This window comes from Paenibacillus sp. J53TS2 (assembly GCF_018403305.1).
GTDB classification, from domain to species: domain Bacteria; phylum Bacillota; class Bacilli; order Paenibacillales; family Paenibacillaceae; genus Fontibacillus; species Fontibacillus rhizolycopersici.
The window spans coordinates 450,165-468,913 of the sequence record NZ_BOSK01000002.1; the positions used below are offsets into that span (position 1 = coordinate 450,165).

Annotated in this window: 17 protein-coding genes; 7 read left to right on the top strand and 10 right to left on the bottom strand. The window is 55.2% G+C overall.

What is annotated here, in order from left to right:
• Positions 1-26: 26 nt before the first annotated feature.
• Positions 27-1,892, top strand: a complete 1,866-nt coding sequence (locus KJS42_RS06645; protein WP_213622370.1) for a sialate O-acetylesterase — start codon at positions 27-29, stop codon at positions 1,890-1,892.
• Positions 1,893-1,958: 66 nt separating this feature from the next.
• On the opposite strand, the gene KJS42_RS06650 is transcribed toward KJS42_RS06645, so the two are convergent.
• Both KJS42_RS06650 and KJS42_RS06655 read right to left on the bottom strand, forming a co-directional pair.
• On the bottom strand, positions 1,959-4,331 hold the full coding sequence (locus KJS42_RS06650; protein WP_213622371.1) for a GH36-type glycosyl hydrolase domain-containing protein: 2,373 nt from the start codon (positions 4,329-4,331) through the stop codon (positions 1,959-1,961).
• Positions 4,332-4,499: 168 nt separating this feature from the next.
• Positions 4,500-4,901, bottom strand: coding sequence for a hypothetical protein (locus KJS42_RS06655; protein ID WP_193416925.1), 402 nt, complete (start codon positions 4,899-4,901; stop codon positions 4,500-4,502).
• 208 nt (positions 4,902-5,109) lie between these two features.
• Here KJS42_RS06655 and KJS42_RS06660 point away from each other — a divergent pair, with 208 nt between their 5' ends.
• Together KJS42_RS06660 and KJS42_RS06665 are read left to right on the top strand one after the other, a co-directional pair.
• Entirely contained in the window at positions 5,110-5,883 is a 774-nt protein-coding gene (locus tag KJS42_RS06660; protein ID WP_213622372.1) for a class I SAM-dependent methyltransferase, read from the top strand.
• A gap of 94 nt (positions 5,884-5,977) precedes the next feature.
• Positions 5,978-7,072: a GerAB/ArcD/ProY family transporter gene (locus tag KJS42_RS06665; RefSeq protein ID WP_213622373.1), complete on the top strand. Its 1,095-nt coding sequence runs from the start codon at positions 5,978-5,980 to the stop codon at positions 7,070-7,072.
• A gap of 12 nt (positions 7,073-7,084) precedes the next feature.
• On the opposite strand, the gene KJS42_RS06670 is transcribed toward KJS42_RS06665, so the two are convergent.
• The 5 genes from KJS42_RS06670 to KJS42_RS06690 form a co-directional block, all read right to left on the bottom strand.
• Positions 7,085-8,311 (bottom strand): Ger(x)C family spore germination protein, encoded by a 1,227-nt coding sequence (locus KJS42_RS06670; RefSeq protein WP_239483794.1) that lies wholly within the window; start codon positions 8,309-8,311, stop codon positions 7,085-7,087.
• Entirely contained in the window at positions 8,308-9,891 is a 1,584-nt protein-coding gene (locus KJS42_RS06675; RefSeq protein ID WP_483311274.1) for a spore germination protein, read from the bottom strand. The genes KJS42_RS06670 and KJS42_RS06675 overlap by 4 nt, the downstream gene beginning before the upstream one ends.
• 159 nt (positions 9,892-10,050) lie before the next feature.
• Positions 10,051-11,274 carry an MFS transporter gene (locus tag KJS42_RS06680; RefSeq protein ID WP_213622375.1) on the bottom strand — a complete coding sequence of 408 codons (1,224 nt, stop codon included), beginning with the start codon at positions 11,272-11,274 and terminating at the stop codon, positions 10,051-10,053.
• 17 nt (positions 11,275-11,291) lie between these two features.
• The gene (locus KJS42_RS06685) at positions 11,292-12,323 is read right to left on the bottom strand and encodes an ROK family transcriptional regulator (RefSeq protein ID WP_213622376.1); all 1,032 of its coding nucleotides are present in this window, start codon (positions 12,321-12,323) and stop codon (positions 11,292-11,294) included.
• Between the two features lie 100 nt (positions 12,324-12,423).
• On the bottom strand, positions 12,424-12,960 hold the full coding sequence (locus KJS42_RS06690; RefSeq protein ID WP_155604713.1) for a hypothetical protein: 537 nt from the start codon (positions 12,958-12,960) through the stop codon (positions 12,424-12,426).
• A gap of 107 nt (positions 12,961-13,067) precedes the next feature.
• Here KJS42_RS06690 and KJS42_RS06695 point away from each other — a divergent pair, with 107 nt between their 5' ends.
• Both KJS42_RS06695 and KJS42_RS06700 read left to right on the top strand, forming a co-directional pair.
• On the top strand, positions 13,068-13,985 hold the full coding sequence (locus KJS42_RS06695; protein ID WP_155604712.1) for a phosphatidate cytidylyltransferase: 918 nt from the start codon (positions 13,068-13,070) through the stop codon (positions 13,983-13,985).
• Between the two features lie 110 nt (positions 13,986-14,095).
• On the top strand, positions 14,096-14,620 hold the full coding sequence (locus KJS42_RS06700) for an isoprenylcysteine carboxylmethyltransferase family protein (RefSeq protein WP_155604711.1): 525 nt from the start codon (positions 14,096-14,098) through the stop codon (positions 14,618-14,620).
• A gap of 20 nt (positions 14,621-14,640) precedes the next feature.
• Here the strand turns inward: KJS42_RS06700 and KJS42_RS06705 are convergent, their stop codons facing one another.
• From KJS42_RS06705 to KJS42_RS06715, 3 genes are all read right to left on the bottom strand, one after another.
• Positions 14,641-15,357 (bottom strand): zf-HC2 domain-containing protein, encoded by a 717-nt coding sequence (locus KJS42_RS06705; RefSeq protein WP_213622377.1) that lies wholly within the window; start codon positions 15,355-15,357, stop codon positions 14,641-14,643.
• Complete coding sequence (locus tag KJS42_RS06710) at positions 15,354-15,842, bottom strand: RNA polymerase sigma factor (protein ID WP_213622378.1); 489 nt, start codon at positions 15,840-15,842, stop codon at positions 15,354-15,356. Before KJS42_RS06710 ends, KJS42_RS06705 begins: the two co-directional genes overlap by 4 nt.
• 140 nt (positions 15,843-15,982) lie before the next feature.
• Positions 15,983-17,080 (bottom strand): MBL fold metallo-hydrolase, encoded by a 1,098-nt coding sequence (locus KJS42_RS06715; RefSeq protein WP_213622379.1) that lies wholly within the window; start codon positions 17,078-17,080, stop codon positions 15,983-15,985.
• A 227-nt stretch (positions 17,081-17,307) separates the two neighbouring features.
• On the opposite strand from KJS42_RS06715, the gene KJS42_RS06720 reads away from it, so the two are divergent.
• Positions 17,308-18,024 (top strand): glycosyltransferase family 2 protein, encoded by a 717-nt coding sequence (locus KJS42_RS06720; protein ID WP_244868402.1) that lies wholly within the window; start codon positions 17,308-17,310, stop codon positions 18,022-18,024.
• Positions 18,024-18,719 carry a glycosyltransferase family 2 protein gene (locus KJS42_RS06725; protein WP_213622381.1) on the top strand — a complete coding sequence of 232 codons (696 nt, stop codon included), beginning with the start codon at positions 18,024-18,026 and terminating at the stop codon, positions 18,717-18,719. Before KJS42_RS06720 ends, KJS42_RS06725 begins: the two co-directional genes overlap by 1 nt.
• Positions 18,720-18,749: the final 30 nt, after the last annotated feature.

The window sequence follows — 18,749 nt, forward strand, 5'->3', positions numbered from 1 at the left end:
GACTTGACGATAAGGGATGAGCGCCCATGAAACTATCCGGTATTTATAGCGACGGCATGGTATTGCAGCGAGATGCAAGGGTTATTCTCCGAGGACAATGTAGCAGCGGTGGGCAGAAAGTGCAAATCGGCTTCCGCGGGATGACCACCTGCACCGATGCGGATCCCGGCGGCAACTGGGAGGTGCAGCTCGAAGAACTTGCTCCCGGCGGACCCGATGAGCTCGTGATCACCGCCGGCGAGGAGAAGCACGTCCTTCGCGATGTGCTGGTCGGGGACGTGTGGGTACTAGCGGGCCAATCCAATATGGAGCTGCCGGTGCGACGGACACTGGATCGGCTCGCGGAAGAAATCCGGGGCCTGGATTTGCCCATGATCCGCCAGTTTGCAGTGCCGCAGAGCTACGACTTTCACGGTCCGCAGGAGGATCTGGACGGCGGCGCATGGGTAACGGCCAATCCGGAGGGACTGCTTGGGTTTAGCGCCGCAGGCTTCTTCTTTGCCAAAGAGATCTACGAACGCTACGGCGTGCCGATCGGTCTCATTCAAACGGCGGTAGGCGGCACGCCGATCGAAGCATGGATATCGGAGCCGACCCTAAGGAAGATCGGCGGTTACGAGGCGACGCTGGAGCAATGCAAGGATGACGCCTATGTACGGGCGACTAAGCAACGGGACGAGGATCGAAACGGGCAGTGGTACGCAAAGCTGAACGAGGCGGACGCTGGTTTGCGCGAGGGATGGCATCAGGCAGATTGGGACGTTTCCGAGTGGAGCGAGTTCGAGGTACCGGGTTCTTGGGCAGGCAGCGACTTGGAGTCCGTACGCGGGGCGGTCTGGTTCCGTAAGGAGATCGATGTGCCGGTGGCGATGACGGTAGGCGAAGCGCAGCTTGCGCTCGGCACCATCGTGGATGCGGACGATTCGTACGTAAACGGGGTGCTCGTCGGGAACACGGGGTACATGTACCCGCCGAGACGGTATAACGTGCCGCAGGGCGTGTTAAAACCGGGGAAAAACACCCTTGCTGTAAGAGTCATCACAACGCATAACACGGGGTCGTTCGTCCATGATATGCCCTACAAGCTCAAGGCCGGCGGTCAGGAGCTGGACCTGCGCGGATCGTGGAGGTACCGCGTGGGTGCGGTAACGGAGGCGTTGGAACCGCAGACGTTCTTCCACTACATGCCGGCCGGCAATTTCAACGGCATGATCGCGCCGCTGCGGCGGTTCCCCATCGCCGGGGTGCTGTGGTATCAAGGCGAGTCCAACACGGGCCGGCCTGCAGGTTACGCTGAACTGTTCCGGGACATGGTGCGGGACTGGCGCGAAGCCTGGGGAATCGGCGAGTTCCCGGTGATCGCCGTCCAACTGGCCAACTTTGGACCCGAAGGCGATCCATACACGGACTGGGCGGAACTGCGTGAGGAGCAGCGTAAAGGCTTGGCCGTTCCTCGCACCGCGTTGGCTACGGCGATCGACCTCGGCGAATACAACGACCTGCACCCGCAGGACAAAAAGTCACTTGGCCAGCGGTTGGCCCTCTGCGCTCGTAGGCTCGCCTACGGGGAAACGGAGCTGGTAGCCAGCGGGCCGATATTCGTGCGGATGGAGCGTCAGGGAGATGCGCTGCGGCTGCATTTTACCGAGGTCGGCGGCGGATTGACCCCGCGGGATGGGAACGCGCTGCAGGGATTCAGCGTCTGCGGACCCGACGGGGCGTTCGTACCGGCGCAGGCCGTTATCGACGGAGATACCGTGGTCGTGCGGCATGAGCAGGTCAAACCGCCGATCCATGTACGGTACGCCTGGAGCAACAACCCGGCCAAAGCGAATTTGGTTAACCGCGAGGGGTTACCTGCGTTCCCGTTTACAACTGAAACTGAAGCATGAAAAAAAGCGCAAGCGCTAGGGACCCCTTCCCTGGCACTTGCGCTTGTTGTTTTTTTCGGAACGCGATTAGGCCCCGGCCGGGAGCTTCACCTGCACTCGGTAAGTCTTACCCTGCTGCACGTTCCGCAGCACGCCATCTGGCAGCAGTTCGCCTTCCGCGTACACTTCCGTCTGCGACGCGGATGCATCGCGCTGGATCTCGACATGCAGCGTAGCGCCCCGGAACTCGCGCGTGACCGTCGCCTCGTTCCAATGACTCGGCAACTGCGGATTCACGCGGATGCCGTCCTTCGTACCCTGCACGCCAAACAGTCCGTCGATCAGGCAACGATAAACCCATGGCACCGTCCCCGTGTTGAACAGATGGCTGGAACGCCCCGCCGTACGCGGGAACTGGCGATAAGCGCCCCGGTAGTAGTTCGGGATGAACACGGGCAATTGTCCCCGTTGCACGATGTCCTGGACATCTGGGCCGGGAAGCATTTTGCGCAGCAGACGGAACGCGTCCTCCTGCTTGCCCACGGCGTACAGCGCGTAAATGTAGAAGGCGGCGGCATGATTGTACACCGCGCCGTTCTCCGCCGAGCCCGGGTGCTTCTGCGTCACCCGGCCGACGTCCTCGCGCATCGCCGTGTAGGAAGGGGCGAGCTTCTCCACGCCATACGGCGTCTCCAACTGCTCGCGCACCGCCTGCATCAGCTTCTCGCGCTTCTCGTCATTGGCCGCGCCGCTCAACATCGACCAACCCTGCGGGTTGATAAAGATCCGACCCTCTTGGTCCTTGCTGACCCCAAATACGACGTTATCGTCCGTGATGCCCCGAGCATACCACTCTCCATCCCACAGGTAGCGGTTAACCGCTGCGTTTGTCTCCTCCGCAGACGCCCGGTATTCCCGCGCGACCTCCGGCCGCCCGCTGTTGTTGCAAATGTCAGCCCACACTTGGAATGCGTAGGCCGTGGCGATGGTCAACCAGCCGGACACGCCTTTGCCTTTGTAGCCGACCATGTTCATCGGGTCGCACCAGTCACCTTGGTTAATGTAGTTCAGCCCGCGCTCATCCCGGTCATTCATCAGCCAGCGCATGGCCTTGTCAATATGAGCATAAACGGGCTCGGTCTCCCCGCTGTCGGCATAAGCCACCTTCTCCTCCAGAATGGAGTAGTCTCCCGTTTCGTCCAAATACGTGCTCAGGCAAATCGGCAGCCAGACGCAATGGTCCGTATGCGGAACCTGGTTAATGTATTTCAGCTCGGCGTCCGGGTGCAGGACAATGCCGTCCGGCATAGCGCCGTTCGCCTTTTGCTGGCTGAGCGCCGTCAGGAACGAAGCCCGCGCCACCTGCGGCTTGAGGTAACTCATGCCCATGTGATCCTGCAAATAATTGCGGGTTTGCGGATCGGTGGTCAAACGGTTCGTTTGCCCGTGGTAATAAATCTGCCGCGGCAGCCAGCGATTGACGAACAGATCGAGATCCTTGTCCGGCGTTGATATCGTCATGCAACCTCGGCCTTCCCGGATATATCGATCGTATTCGCGTTCTGCCGCCGAGAACCCATCTTCTCCCGACCCGAAATACGCCTCCCGGATCTGCGCAATTTCCCGCTCATCCCGGGCCGGTCCGAACAGGAAGCGGTATTCCCGAGATTCGCCAGCTTCCAGCTCCATCCGGTATTGCATGACCGCGACCGGTGTTTCGTACCGCGCGTCTCCCTTCGCCAGCTCGGATTGCTCCAAAGCAGAAGGACGGGTAATCCCCCCTTCGCCTTCGAACGCCTCCTGGTTTACCTCCCAGGCAACCGGCGAGTGCTCTGCGATCAGGAAGGTTTTGTCGCGGAAATTTTTGATTTTATCGTAATCCTGATATTTCTGATAAGGCGTCACCGAAGAGCAGACGATCGCCCGCAGGTCCTCAAGGTATTCGCCGGATTGGTTCATCCAAGACATATAACCCACGGTAAAGTAAGGATAGACGCTCAGCTTCCGTGCTTGCTGCGACACGTTCGTCACCTTGACACGCCAGAGCTCCAGAGGATCTTCCTTCGGTAAGCTGAGGCTCATTTCAACCAACACACCTTGATGCTCCACCTTCCAGACGATCCGGCTCTGGCCGAGCGCAAAAGAGTAGCTGTCGGTCTTTACCCGCACGGGTTCGTAGGGTGCCGAAAACACGCTTTCGTTCTCCTCGTCCTTCACAAACACGAAACGACCCGGGTGGTGCGCATAGTAGGGTTGTTCCGGCTGCATGAACGTCTTCGCTTCCAGATTCGGCGCATGCGAATACTTCGCCGGTTCCGGTTGCATAAACTGGGCTACCGCATATCCGCGGCAGTTCATGTGAATCATCATCGTTTCGTTCCATAGGAATCCCGACGCCTTGGGCAGGAGCGTAGGGCTCAGCAACTCGTAGAATTCCTGGTCCTCCGTGGCTCTGAACATGGTTCAACCTCTTTTCCGCATAATCTTGTCTACTTGTCTACAACTATGTTCATTATACAACGGAAAGCCCATTTTTGAAGCGTTTTCTACCCTTTATCGCATAAAAAAAGAGCCGAATTTCGCCAGAACGAAATTGACTCTGATGGCCGCATGACCACACAAGCTTCTTTAAATAAACAGAAACGGGATCAGGAACAGTAAAGCAAGCGCCGCCCAATCAAATGCATAGGCGCCGTAACCATAACCCGGATAGCCTCCATAGCCTGGATAACCCGGATAGCCCGGCCCGTAACCCAACGCCTTCGTTTGAGCTTGCTCGTTGGCTTTGATGACGGCCTTATTCGCGCCTTTGGTTTTGGATTTCAACTGCTGCAGTTGCTTCTTGGCCTTGGCAGGTTGGGTGGAGAGAACATTGGCTTCCGAAGTGAAACCCCCGTTCAGTTGGATCCCGTTCTCGTTCACGTCTGTGATCGTGCCGATATAATAGCGGCCGTCTCGAAGGATCGCACAAACGGTTTTGCCGACGTGTGGTTTACAGGCGTCGACGCCAAGCGGATAAATCTGCTGCATGGACTCGTGCCTCCCCTCTCGAATGCTCATTTATCCTATTCGCCACCGGGAGATTTGCACAGGGCGAATGTCCCGATCCTTGAAATAAAGTCAATCGCTAGAGCCTTCCTTCCGGGGTGCACGCCCATCTTAATCGCGCCGGAGACGCGGCGGCATATTCTGCTGTGAGAGGAGTGGCGGAGCTTCATAAAGGAGGGGCAACAAAGGGATGAATTATCACGAAATCATCGCCGCCGTTGGGGAAGGTTCGGCGCATCCGGGGGGGTACCAGGGTACCGTCGACTTTATTCAGTCTGTCGGCATTGTACCAGGAATGCGCGTCTTGGAGGTCGGATGCGGAACGGGAAGGACGGCCTGCCTGCTGGCTCAGTTGGGGGCGCAGGTCACGGCCATGGATCAAAGCGTCATCATGCTGGAGAAAGCCGAGCGTCGGGCGCAGCAACAACAATTGCAAATCGAATGGATTCAAGGGGATATTACCGCGATCCCGCTGCGATCGGACACCTACGATGCGGTGATCGCCGAGTCGGTGACCGTGTTTGCCGCCGACCCGGTGAAGGCCTTCCGGGAATATCATCGCGTTCTGCGCAAGGGCGGGGAGGCATGGGACCGCGAGTTGTACCGTACGCAACCCCATCCGGCGCTGGAGCGGGAGATGCGCGAGCTCTACGGTAATCCGCATTTACCTGACGCCGCCGCATGGATGCGAATGATGCAGGATGCCGGTTTCCGTAGCATCCGACCTTGGGTGCCGGGTACTGGAGCTGACGATAGCGAGAATCCTGGTCCTAATACGACCCAAGGCCAAGGCGGTAAAAATTCGTCCTTCGACTGGCAGAATGCGTGGGACCCGCACCGCTTCCTCGACCTGGAGGCGCTGCAGGATCCCGCCGTCCGGACGTTTTTTAAGGAGAACGAAGCCTTTCTCCAGCGTTACCGGAACCATCTGTCGCATGGCGTATTTATAGCGGAGAAATACTAGATCACTTCCCCCGGGTTTGTGCCATATTTCCAATGGTTACAATGAGTAGCATCTATTTTTTTCTGATGTTCGGCTACTTAGAGGGAGCAGGGATATGGTGTATAAAATTTCCGGTTATCAATTGCTTACAATGACCTTTATCTACCAACTGGGGACGACCATCATTTTCGGATTCGGCAGCGCGGCAGGCCGGGATGCCTGGATAGGTGATCTTATCTCATTAGGACTCGGCCTAGTCGTGATTGGGGTGTACACAGCTTTAAGACATCTGAACCCGGGACTTACCTTGGTAGAATGGTTCCCGGCCCAACTGGGGCGCTGGCTAGGTACGCCGATTGCCTTCTTATATCCGCTCATGTATTTGTACCTCACGGGGCGAATCATTGCGGACACGAGGGACATGGTTTCGACTGCGATTTTACCCGGAACACCGCTGCTCGTGATTACGAGCGTTTTTGCCTTTATTACCGCCTATTGCTGTTACGGCGGAATCGAGGTCACCGCAAGGATGGGGGAATTGATTTTTCCCATTGTCATCCTCATGTTCATAACGGAAACCTTACTGCTCTTCGGCTCGGGAGTCCTGCATCCTCATCATATTCAACCGATGTTGGATGAGGGCTGGGGCCCCGTATGGAATGTCGCTTATCCGAACGGGATCACCCAAGGATTCGGTGAGAGCATTGCCCTCGCCATGTTCTGGCCGGATGTCAAAGACCAAGGAAAAATCACGAAGGTCACCCTACTCGCCACCATGCTGGCCGGGTTGATGATTGCCAGCTTTGATGTCTTGGCTATTTTGGTATATAACGATTTGTTTTCCCGTTTTGTCTATCCGCTCTATACCTTGCTTGGCGTGATCAGTGTAGGCAATTTCGTTGAAAACCTGCAGATGTTCGGAGTTCTATACTTTTTTGCAACAGCCCTGTTAAAAAGCGTGATCAACCTGCTCACCGCACTCCAAGGCATCCAAAAGCTAACGAAGATGAAGAGCTACCGCATCATGATTATTCCGGCAACCCTCGTCGCCTTAATCCTGGGGATGACGATGTCCAAGAATATTACCGAGCATATTTATCTCCAGCATTATAAAGTTTTGGTTCCTTATTTCTGGGTACCGATGTTTTTAATCCTACCGGCTATTCTGCTCATCTTGTCGTGGATTCGTAGCAGGGTGCAGAGGAAATGACCGATAGCCCCTTCATTTCTTAATCTCTCGCTCCTTCAAGTGCAGCGAGGGTCCTGTTACGCCAATTTTCCGGATCGTCAACTTTGCTTTAACAGAAATTTCGGCTTTCCGAAATTCCTGGTTCCAGTTGTCCTTTAAGGATCTCCAACGGGACGGGTACTTGCGATGGATGACTTCGCCAAATTCAAAAACGTCGGTTCCAAACTTATCCTGCACCTTGGTGATCGTTTGATAAGCGTTCGTTTCGACTTGTTTCTCCAACGCTTCCTGAACAAGGTTAAGATTATGCGGCTGCGTGAGGTCAAAGCCCGTATTGTTCTCCCGAATCATCCCTTGACCGATCAAGGTGACCTGGATTTTGATGTTGTCGCCTTCGAATATCGGTTGAACTTTGCTGTTCAACTTGTTCAGATCCATACTGATCTTGCCGTTATCCCCTGCGATCTGGGACGTAACGATAAGCTTTCCGAGCTCTCCTTTTATCCATCGCAACACTTTGCCTTCGTTCACGTCAATAAATCCCAGCAACTTCAGATCATTGTCGAAAATCCCCGTTCCCGCAATATGAAAGCCCTTCTCGCCCGAGCTCCCCCCCTGTTGCGCACTCTCTTGCCCCGGCGTATCAAAACCTATCGCTATGGCCGGCAATGCCGGACAATTTCCGTCACTAATCGAAGAGATCATCAGGTTGATCAGACCCATTTCCTTTAGCGTACCAATTTGGCTGTATTCCTTTAAAGCTCCCATACCTGGGATGTCCTCCAGCGGGTAGGCCACATTCAGAAACTCCTCGGCTGTCCCTCCCCTTACGATAAAAATATCGCTGCGCAGCTTGAGATTCGGGTCGCGGCTATACGTATCAAGCACCTCTTTGAGCCCCTTTCTGGCCTGCGCCTCGCCAATCACGATCACGCGTCGGTGCGCGCGGTACACTTGACGGGACAGCTTGGTTTGCATTTGCTGTACCGCATCCAATGTGTCTTTCCCGGTGCCGGTCACAACGAAATATGGCTTATCCTGGCCACCGCCTCCCCCGCCGCTGCTTTTCTGCGCGCTGCCAATCCGAAAAGGGGCGATCACCTGAGCGCTGATCATGACTCCCTTGTCCTTAGCCGAATCGATTCCCCAGGCCAACTCCAAGGCGAGATCATTCACCTCCGAGCTATCCCAACACCCCGCCGTCAACAACAGCGTCAGCATGGCTAAAGCGAAGACTCCGGCTTTCCGCATTCGGTTCATGGCTCTGTCCTCCCCCGTTTCGGACTCGGCCGTTGGCCTTTCGGCACGCGTTGTTTATTTCCCCCAGTGGAGAGCAAGGGCCGTTGATGCATGCTCCACCTTGGCGCGCGTATCCATACATCCTTCATGTTCTCAGGGAATTGCGGTGAGATCGGTGTCATATACGGAATTCCAAACGATCGAAGGCCCAGGAGATGGATAACGATGAGAAAGAGGCCCGCGATAACCCCGTACAAACCCAGGACGCCGGCTAAAATTAACATGGGAAAACGCAGCAACCGGACTGCCGTCCCGAGATTGTATCGCGGAATCGCAAAGGACGCGATGCCCGTCGTGGCGACGATAATCACGACGGAAGCGGATACGATGCCGGCTTGAACGGCCGCTTGTCCAATCACGAGCGCACCTACGATGCTGACCGCCGAACCGATCGGCTTCGGTAGGCGTATGCCCGCTTCCCGCAGGCCCTCAAACATGAACTCCATCAATAACGTCTCAATAACTGTCGGCAGCGGAACCCCCTCCCTGGCGGCAGCGACACTAATCAATAAACTCGTCGGAACCAGTTGTTGATGAAAGGTAGTCAATGAGACGAACAACGACGGAAGCAGCAAGGAAATGTTCAACAGGCCGAACCGAATGAGCCGAATAAACGACGTATAAATGGAACGCTCATAATAGTCCTCCACGGCCTGCAGTCCGGACCAAAAGGTCATGGGGGCAATCAGGACAAACGGCGTGTTGTCGACGAAAATGGCGATCTTCCCCTCCAGTAAGCTGGAACAGACGATATCGGGCCGCTCGGTATTTTGGATTTGGGGAAAAGGAGACAAGGGTACGTCTTCAATGAATTCTTCGATATACCCCGATTCCAACACCCCGTCAATCTCGATGCGGTGAAGCCGCTGGCGGACTTCCTTCAATACCGACTCCGATGCAACTCCCTCTAGATAAGCAATGACGATATCGGTCTTCGAGTACTGGCCGAGGGTGAGCGACTCCATTTTCAGCTTCTCGCTGCGAATCCGTCTGCGGATCAGACTGGTATTCGTTCGCAAGGCTTCCGTGAATCCGTCCCTCGGTCCGCGAACGGACAACTCGGCGCTCGGTTCTTCGATGGCACGCTTCTCAAAGCCCTGTAACCCAACCAGCAACGCCTGGTTCTCCCCATCGATCAACATGGCGAGGTCGCCTTTCAGAATGCTTTCCACGATGACACCGATCTGCTGGACCGGCTTGACCTGGGCAACGGCAACAAGCCGTTTGGTCAACAAGTCACTTAGCGATCCGGACCCGCCGTTCTCCGCATCGCCAGGTAAACCCTCGAACATCATCGGCTGCAGCACGACTTGATCTAGCATATTCGTGTTGACAAGCCCATCGACATACACCAATAGAAGGCGGGTTTGACCCGGAAGGGTGACCGTACGAAAGAGGATATCGGAGCTATTGGAGCAGACTTGTTTCAGCACCCGTTCGTTACTCGAGAGATGGGCGGCGACTTCGCCCGCCTGATCGTTCCGGTTCGGGGTTGCCGATTTCGTTCTCGGAACCGCCTTGTTATTCGATTTATACCGCATCGGAAACTTCATCTTTACGCACCTCATTCATGATGAAGTTAGTATTCCGGTTGAGAAGCGGATCATTCAAATCATGGGTGATTTGCATGAAAAAGGAGCCTTCCAGAGGGGGGCTTCCCCCTTTGACAAAGCTCCTTCGTATTCCAAGTTCCGGTATTATTATCGCGAAGAAATCACGCTGCCTTGCGCTGCGCGGCTTCTCGCTTTCAGAAAGACGTTTAACCGTTCGGAGAACAACCACATTGCGGCGGCCGACAACACGATGTATATCGGGAAAACCCCGATCGTTGAGTGCGAAGCCAGGAACCCGAGCAGGGGCGGCATAAAGGTGCTGCCGGTGTAGGCGACCGCCATCTGAACCCCCATAATCGTCTGGGATTGCTGCTTGCCGAAGCGTACCGGCGTTTCGTGCAGCATGCATGGGTAAATCGGGGCCAAGCCCAGGCCGATGATCAGGAAACCGATCAGCGACAGGATCGCGGGTAAAGGCAGGATTAGCAGCACCGCGCCAAACAAGGCTGTGATTTGTCCCGTGCGGATCATGACGCGATTGCTCACTTTGAACGTGACGAACCCTGCGATGAACCGACCAACCGTGATCCCGGCGTAATACATCGATACCCAGCTCGCGGCCGTTGCGGCCCCGATATTCTTGACGCCGACGAGGTAGCTGCTGCCCCAAAGGCCCACTGTCGCCTCCACCCCGCAATAGAACAGAAAGGAAACCAGCGCCAGCTTGACGCCAGGGATCCGCAGCGGTTTGACTCGGCCCGCATCCGACGGCTCCGCTTCCCGTTCGCCAAGCTCTTCCTTCCTGGAATCGCCGGCGGACTGAGCAACCCGGTCCCAAAGCGGCAGCGTGAAGAATAAAATGACAACCAGGGCAAATTGAATGATCGCTACCGTCAAATAACCGTTTCGCCAATGACCGTCGCCGGAGATGAATCCAGCCATGATCACGGGCCCCAGCGTCGCGCCGACGCCCCAGAAGCAGTGCAGCCAGCTCATGTGATGCGCTTTGTAGTGGGCCGCTACGTAATTGTTAAGGCCAGCGTCAACCGACCCGGCGCCCAAACCCAGCGGAATGGCACAGACGCCCAGCCAGAACACCGATGGGGCTAACGAATAGCCTAGCAAAGCCACAGCGGTCATGATACAGCTGGCGAGCGTCACCTTTCCCGTACCAAACCGGCGCAGGACTGAGCCGCTGGCCAAGCTCGACACGATCGTGCCCGCGGCTACGATCATGAACAATACGCCGGCGGTACCCAGCGGCGCACCCAGGTCGCCCCGAATAATCGGCCAGGCTGAGCCCAGCAGCGAGTCGGGCAGCCCCAAGCTGATGAATGCCAAATAGATAATCAACAAAAAGAATGTCGCCATGTTTCAATCTCCTTCTCCTATCCGCTTGTCGAAATCATCAATTGTCGTCCTAGATGCTGCAGTCCATTCAAATAATCCCGCCGCCAATCGCTCATCATTAGCCGAGGCAGATGCTCGGCTGGAACGTACCGCGCACTCCTTGCCTTGATTTCGTTCAGCAAGAACACGCTAACTTCATCATGGCAAAACACTATGGTATGCGGGTTGATCAATGCGGTACAGGTCGCGACCAGACGGCTGACCGCATCCACTCCTGCGGTGCCTATTCTGGCCTGGCCGGGCCCAAGATGGGGCCGCGCCTGTAAGGCCTGGCCGAAATTCTTTTCCTCATATTGAGGAACGTAAGAAACTTCTCCTGTGAAGAACGTGCTGCCTCGAACGACATCGCCGTTGATCAAGATCCCTGACCCCGGTCCATTCTGACCGAAATAGAGATAGACCAGTGAGGGATTATCGCTCGTATCGAGATGATGGTAATACCCCAGCACCGCGGCGTTCATGTCGTTCTCCACGATAGCGGGAAGTCCAAACCGCTTCTCCAGAGCGCCCTTCAAATCGAAATTTTGGAGCGCACCGTAGGCCGGGATATGAATGATCCGCCCTTGATTGACCGCCCCCGGAACGCCGATTGCCAGCGAACGAATCTTTGGAAATCGGCTCATTTGCTCCTCAATCAGCTCGGCCAGACTGTCGCCTGCATCTCCCAGCATGCTGGGGGCGTGGCCCTCTTCCTTCACTTCGCCGGAGCAATTATAGATGACGTAATTCGTTTCCGTTCGCTCGAGAAATACAGCAAGCCCCAGCATGACATCCGGATTGTACACATACCGCTCCGCCCGCCTGCCGCCGCTGGAATCGTCCATCCCGATGGCCGTAATCTCCCCGGCCTCCTTCAATTCGGCCAGAAACTTGCTGACCGTCGGAAAGCTGACGCCCAATTTCCCGCTTAGCTCCGCCTTCGTCGCGCTGCCCATGGCCAGCAAGGTGGAACGGATGCCGCTGCGAATTACCTGCTTCATCTCTTTAGGTGTAGCCGGCAGCTCGTTCATGGGGCACCTCCTTCCACTTTTTAAACAACTTTAATAAGTTGATATCAGGGTACCACAACCCTACGGGGAGAGGAAGGGGACGGAAGAAATTTTCTCTATTCTACGGCTCGTATTCGCTTAGCTTTCCTTCATAAATAAGCTGCAGCCGGTCGCACTGCCGAAAATCATCCGGCGTCACCAACGCAGAAAGCTTGTTCCATAGCTTGATCCCCGACCGCTCCAGAATTTCCGCAACGAATTGCGAGCAGAAATACGAGTTGCTGAACTCGATCGGCTCCTTCAAGGCGATCCCAATGATACCTAGGATGTTGTATAAGAACTTTTGCCGCTTGCGGATAAACAGCTGGAGCACGCGCTCCATTTTCTCCACCTCGCGCGGGGTGACCTTCAATTCGTAGATGACACAGGTTGTGTTCGGATATTTGCTGAATGTACCGGTCTTGATATCCTCTTTCACAAATCCGCCGTTCAGCGGGTTGTTCGGGTGTTTCCGCCCAAAGCTATACAGCTCCGACAGCTCGCGGTTAAACGAGATCGAAGCATGATTATAGGGCGCTCTTGTGTATCCCTTGATCATTTTGGTGAAGAGCGTACCCGTATTCGTTAGCAAAATAAACACCGAGCGATCCGCGGCCATCGACTTTAATTCCCCTTATCTACGGTAGACTATTTGTAGACTATTCCTCCATAATAACATATGATTCCTTTGGTGGAATCTACCTCCTAAGGAAGTTGGGATTTAGCATGTTAAACCCTCTGCAATGGACGATGATCGTGATCTTTGTGGTCTTGGCGGTCATTCATTCCATCTGCTTTATACAGGACCGGAAGCATCCCGGCGAGGGGTTCCCGGCCTTTCGGCAACGCCTGCGCACCTGGTGGGGCATGTGGCTGATCCTCTGCCTCGCGACCTTGTTTAATCCGGTCGTTTCGCTGCTGGCGGTGATGCTGCTGTCTTTTTTCGCGTTAAAAGAATACTTCTCCATGATCCGTTCGCGTAAATCCGAGCGTCGGCTGTTCTTATGGGCGTATCTGGCGATTCCCGCGCAGTTTTACTGGATCCTGATCGAGTGGTACGGCATGTTTATCGTTTTTATCCCGGTGTACGTGTTCCTATTCCTGCCGCTCCCCCGCATGATTAACAAAGGAACGGCCGGATTCTTGCGCAGCGTCAGCCGGGTCCAGTGGGGACTGATGCTGATGGTGTTCGGTCTGAGCCATCTCGCGTATTTCCCGTTCGCCACGCCGCAATATGGTGCGGGACTGGTGCTCTTCCTGGTTGTCCTAACCCAGTTAAACGATATCGCCCATTATGCGGCTTCCTCGTATCTCGGCAAGCGCAAGGTCGTGCCAACGGCGAATCCGTACGTAACCTGGGAGGGCTTTGTTTGCTCGTTTGCGGTGACGTCCATCGCCGCTTCCCTCTTGGCCCCGATCCTGACGCCGCTGGGTTCCAAGTTTGGCTTGTTCGCAGGCATGCTAATCGGGCTGGGCGGCTTTATCGGCAGCACCACCGTCTCCGTCCTGAAACGGGATTTGCTCATCGGCGACGACGACAAAGCGCAGGCCTTGAAGAAGAGCTACCTGAGCCTGGTCGACAGTCTGACGTATACCTCGCCGATCTTTTTTCACGTGACGCGTTATTTCTTTGATTTCATGTAGGATGATGAAGTCCTGGCCGACGCCTGAAGCGCCTTTTTAACATAACCCTAACATTCAGGCAGTATAGTGGATAAGCGTCTCTCATTCGCACGACCTAAGGAGGAACAGATATGGTGACCGGCATGATTCTGATTGTACTTACTTTGCTGCGCATCCCTTCGGCCATCATCTCAGGGCGCAACGAAGCTCGAATCAAAGCACACGGGGGCCTCGAATACGGCAAGACCAACAGCCGTGCGCTCATCGTCGTGCAGTTTCTGATTTACCTCGGCACGATGGGTTATGCCTTCATCGAGGAAGTACCTATCGGCACGCACACCTATATCGGCCTGGCCGTATATGTATTCGCCATGGCGGTGCTTGTGTATGTCATCCGTACGCTCGGTCGCTTTTGGACCTTCAAAATCTATATTGCCAAAGGCCACCAGCTCGTGGAAACCCCGCTGTTCAAGCGCATCAAGCACCCGAACTATTATTTGAACATTATCCCGGAGGTGCTTAGCTTCGCGATCATTTCCCAGGCCTGGATCGTGTTTACGCCGTTGTTCATACTGCATCTGATCACCTTGTTTAACCGCATTCGGTTGGAGGAGAAAATCATGAAGCAGACGTTCCGGGAGTATGGAAAGGGATGAGGGGCTGACGGTGTCGCCCCTTAGTTAAACTGGAACTGTGCTTCAAGCGCGGCACTTGCCGGAGGCAGCTCGATTCCTTGTTCCCAGAGCAGAATCGGCTCTTCCGGTGAACCATAATAAATCGCCCGGACATCGGGTGACTTGCCCATCGCTTTCCGGTTGGCGCGGATTTGTTCAAGATTGAGGGTATCGTACGTGTTCGCAAGGGATATGTCGGCGAATTTCCGCGTTTTGATCAACGGACGAACCGGAACCAAGTATAACCGGTCGTCATCCCATACCCCTTTGACCTGGTTAACGGCGTAACCGTCCGTCATTTTAACGTGGTAAGCAATTCTTCCGTTGTGCAGTTGGCTCACCTCCGTGATCCGAATGACTTTCGAAGGGACCCGCGTGATGTTCCACTCCGTTAGACCTAAATACCCCAAATAGAGAATGGCGCAGGCCGCCGCAGCCAGCAGAAATCCTCTGACGAAGGCAAATGTCTTGGAACGTTTCCAGGAGGCCTGGATCCGTCTTAACCCGTTCTCCTCCAACTGCCGAGCATTCAAGCTCGTTCCCGGACCGCTTTCCGGGAGGGGCAACGCGATGTCCCCGCTCATTTGATCCAGCAGCTCCCTGCATTCAGCACACGTAGTGAGATGTTCTTCCACCAAAGCCCGGGAAGCCGAGCTGCACACCTTATCGTAATAGAGCGGCAGTAAATCCTGAATGACCTCGCACGAGATCCGACTCATCCTTGTTCCTCCTTCCACAATCCTCTGATTTTGTACTTGGCGCGGTGAAAGATCACCCGGGCCCAGCTTTCGGTTCTTCCGAAGATTTGGGCAATTTGATCAAACGACAATTCCCCGAAGACCCTTAACATAAACACTTCCTTATAGGGTTCGTCCAGGCCATGCAACAACTTATGCAGGTGCAGGGCTTCCGTCTTGTCAACGAACCGTTGCTCGAAGCTGATCCGGCCGTCGGCACGCTCCAAGCTCCCTTCCGGGTCCAACCTTCTCTGCTTGTCCAGATAAGTGAAATACGTGTTCTTGGCAATTTGACATAACCAAACGCTTATTTTGCTAGTGCCCTGGAACCGATCCAGCTGCTGAAGCGCTTTGAAGAACGTCTCTTGCGTAATCTCCTCCGCCACCTGCTCATTTCGGCTTAACGACAAGGCAAACCGATACACGTCCCGAAAATAAACATCATAAATTTGTTCAAGTTCGTCCAAGCGTTCACCACCTTACCCAACATAAGACTCGCAGATCGTGATTTCGTTACAACCTTTATGAAAATAAAAAACGGCCCCCCCAAGGCGCAAACCCTTCTCGGGCGAAGCCGCTAATTGTTTGTTTGCTGGCAGGCTGCCGTTTAGGCCCACCAAGCCTCCTTGGGGTAGGCCGGGTCTCCGATATCCACCGGCTCGCCGATTTTCGGCGTGGCGACGGGCACGTTCCGGCGTTCGGCTTCCGCGGTTGCCCGGCGGACCGGGTCATTCCAATCATGCAGCGACAAGGTGAATGCCCCCCAATGGATCGGTAGGAGCACCCCGCCCCGTACATCCGCGTGGGCCTGAACCGTCTGTTCCGGCAGCATATGGATGTCGCTCCAGCGCGGATCGTATTGGCCACATTCCATCAAGGCCAGATCAAACGGTCCATACTTGTCGCCAATTTGCTTGAAATGCGGACCATACCCGCTGTCCCCGCTGAAGAAAACCTTCCGCTCCGGCGACGCGATCACCCAGGAGCACCACAAGGTACTGTCCCGGTTCGCAAGCCCCCGGCCTGAGAAATGACGGGCCGGAGTGCAAGCCAGCCGCAAGCCGTTCCAGTCGAGCTCCTCCCACCAATCATGCTCGCTGATCCGCTCCGGCGCAACGCCCCACAGTTCCAGGTGGCTGCCGACACCCAGCGGGACGATGAACCGTCCCACTCGGTCTTTCAATTTCCGGATCGTGCCGTAATCCAAATGATCGTAATGGTCATGGGACAAGATCACCGCATCGACCTCCGGCAGGTCTTCCAGATCGAACGGCAACTGCCGGTTATACCGCTTGCCGCCGAAGGGCGGGACCGGTGTTGGCGACGGGCCCAGCATCGGATCAAGCAGGAGGCGCTTGCCCCCGAGCTGCAGCAGCAGCGCCGAATGGCCCAGCCAAACGACCCGGTCGCGATCCCGGCCCTCCAGCGCGTTGCGCCCCAGCTTCACGACCGGCAGGATCCGGTCCGGTCTCACCCGCGGGTTCCCGCGCAAGTAATCCCGCAACAGTGAAACCATGTTGCCCGAGGAAGGCTCGAAGGAAGAAGTGGGCTCGGTGTAGGCGAACTTCTTGCCCTGCCATTGAGGAGATTGCGCATAACGCGCCCGCTTGGCGGGGGAGGCCTTCCCGCCGAAGGCCGGATACAGCCTTAGAAACAACATGATGCCAATCAGGAGAACCAACACGATACCTAAAGCTATATACATGTATAATACCGCCTTTTCTTACGTAAAGAGTTGATCATGGATCGATTCAAGGAGAGTATACTGCATCGCGGGGCGTGTTGCCAAATGGAGAAAAGGTACTTCCCCATTTTGCGGGTAAGCCGTTACCCTTGTTGCTATGAGACATATTGTGGAAGGGAGAACCATGGGTTGGCAAGACCACGAGCCAGAGGAGCGATGATATGGAGACCGGCCGAGGAATCCCCAAAATGAAACAACAACATGGAGTTTCCGTGATCACCTGCACCAATCGCCGAAGCTATCTCAAGAATATGTTTCATAACTTCAACCGACAGCTCTACCCCGTGAAAGAACTGATTATTGTCATCAACAAAGACAACATCCCGCTGGAGCCTTATTTGCGCATGGCGAAAAAATCGAAGAACATTCGCGTCTTTCGCGCTCCTGAATCTTGGTCCCTCGGCGCCTGCATCAACTTCGCCGCTATAAAAGTGAAATATGCTTACATTGCCAAGTTCGATGACGACGACTACTATGCCCCCTATTATCTTACGGCCAGCCTGCAGGTCATGCACAGAAGCCAAGCAGACGTCATTGGTAAACGAGCGCATTACATGTACTTAAACGGCTCAAAGACGCTGATCCTGCGTTTTCCCCATGACGAGAACCGGATTACTTCTCGGTTGCCCGGCGCAACGTTAGTATTTCGGAAGGCGGTCATAGATCGGGTTCCATTTCCTAAGCTGAATGTGGGGGAAGACGATGTGTTTTGCCTCCACTGTAAGAAGAAGGGATTCAAAGTGTATTCCGGTGAGAAAAGCAATTTCGTGGCGATCCGCCGCAAAAACTCCCAAGGGCATACCTGGGTCATCAGTGAGCAAGAGTTGATCTCCCACCACCGAAAGATTCCGAACGTCCGGAATTACAAGAAATTTGTACATCAAAAACCAAAGGGTGTTCTGTAATGAAAACCGGAGTTTCGATCATTACCTGTACCAAACGGCGAAACTGTATGGACACGTTGTTCCGAAACTATGCCCGGCAGGAGCATCCGCACAAAGAGCTGATCGTGATCTTGAATCACCCCAGCCTGCGAATCAGCGAGTACGAGCTGGCAGCCCGTCGGTTTCCGAACGTCAGAATCGTCAGCGTGCCGGATTCCGTCTCCTTAGGGGCTTGCCTGAACTTAGGGGTCAAGCTCGCCAAGCACCCGTTGATTGCCAAGTTCGATGATGACGATTATTACGCACCCCGTTATCTGACGGACAGCGTACGCATTCTTCGCCAGACCAAAGCCGACATTGTCGGAAAAAGAGCCCATTACATGCAACTGAGCGGCGAACCGCGCCTGCTGTTCCGCTACCCTGCGATGGCCGGTCGTTACGTCCCTTTAGTCCAGGGTGCTACCCTGCTGGTTCGACGTCGGGTGTTCAAACAGGTTCGTTTTCCCGACCGAAGTCGCGGGGAATGCGTTCGATTCTGCGCGTCCTGCCGGGCGAAAGGCTTCAAGATCTATGCCGGCAGCCCACGGCATTTCCTTGCCATCCGTCAACGCAACTCCAAAGACCATACCTGGATCGTCAGTGATAAAGCATTATTGAAGCGCAATGTTCGGTTGTTGGAGGTAGACGATGCGCGGCAGTTCGTGGGCGGAACGTAAAAAAGCTGTCTCCGCAGGTCTTACCGTGAC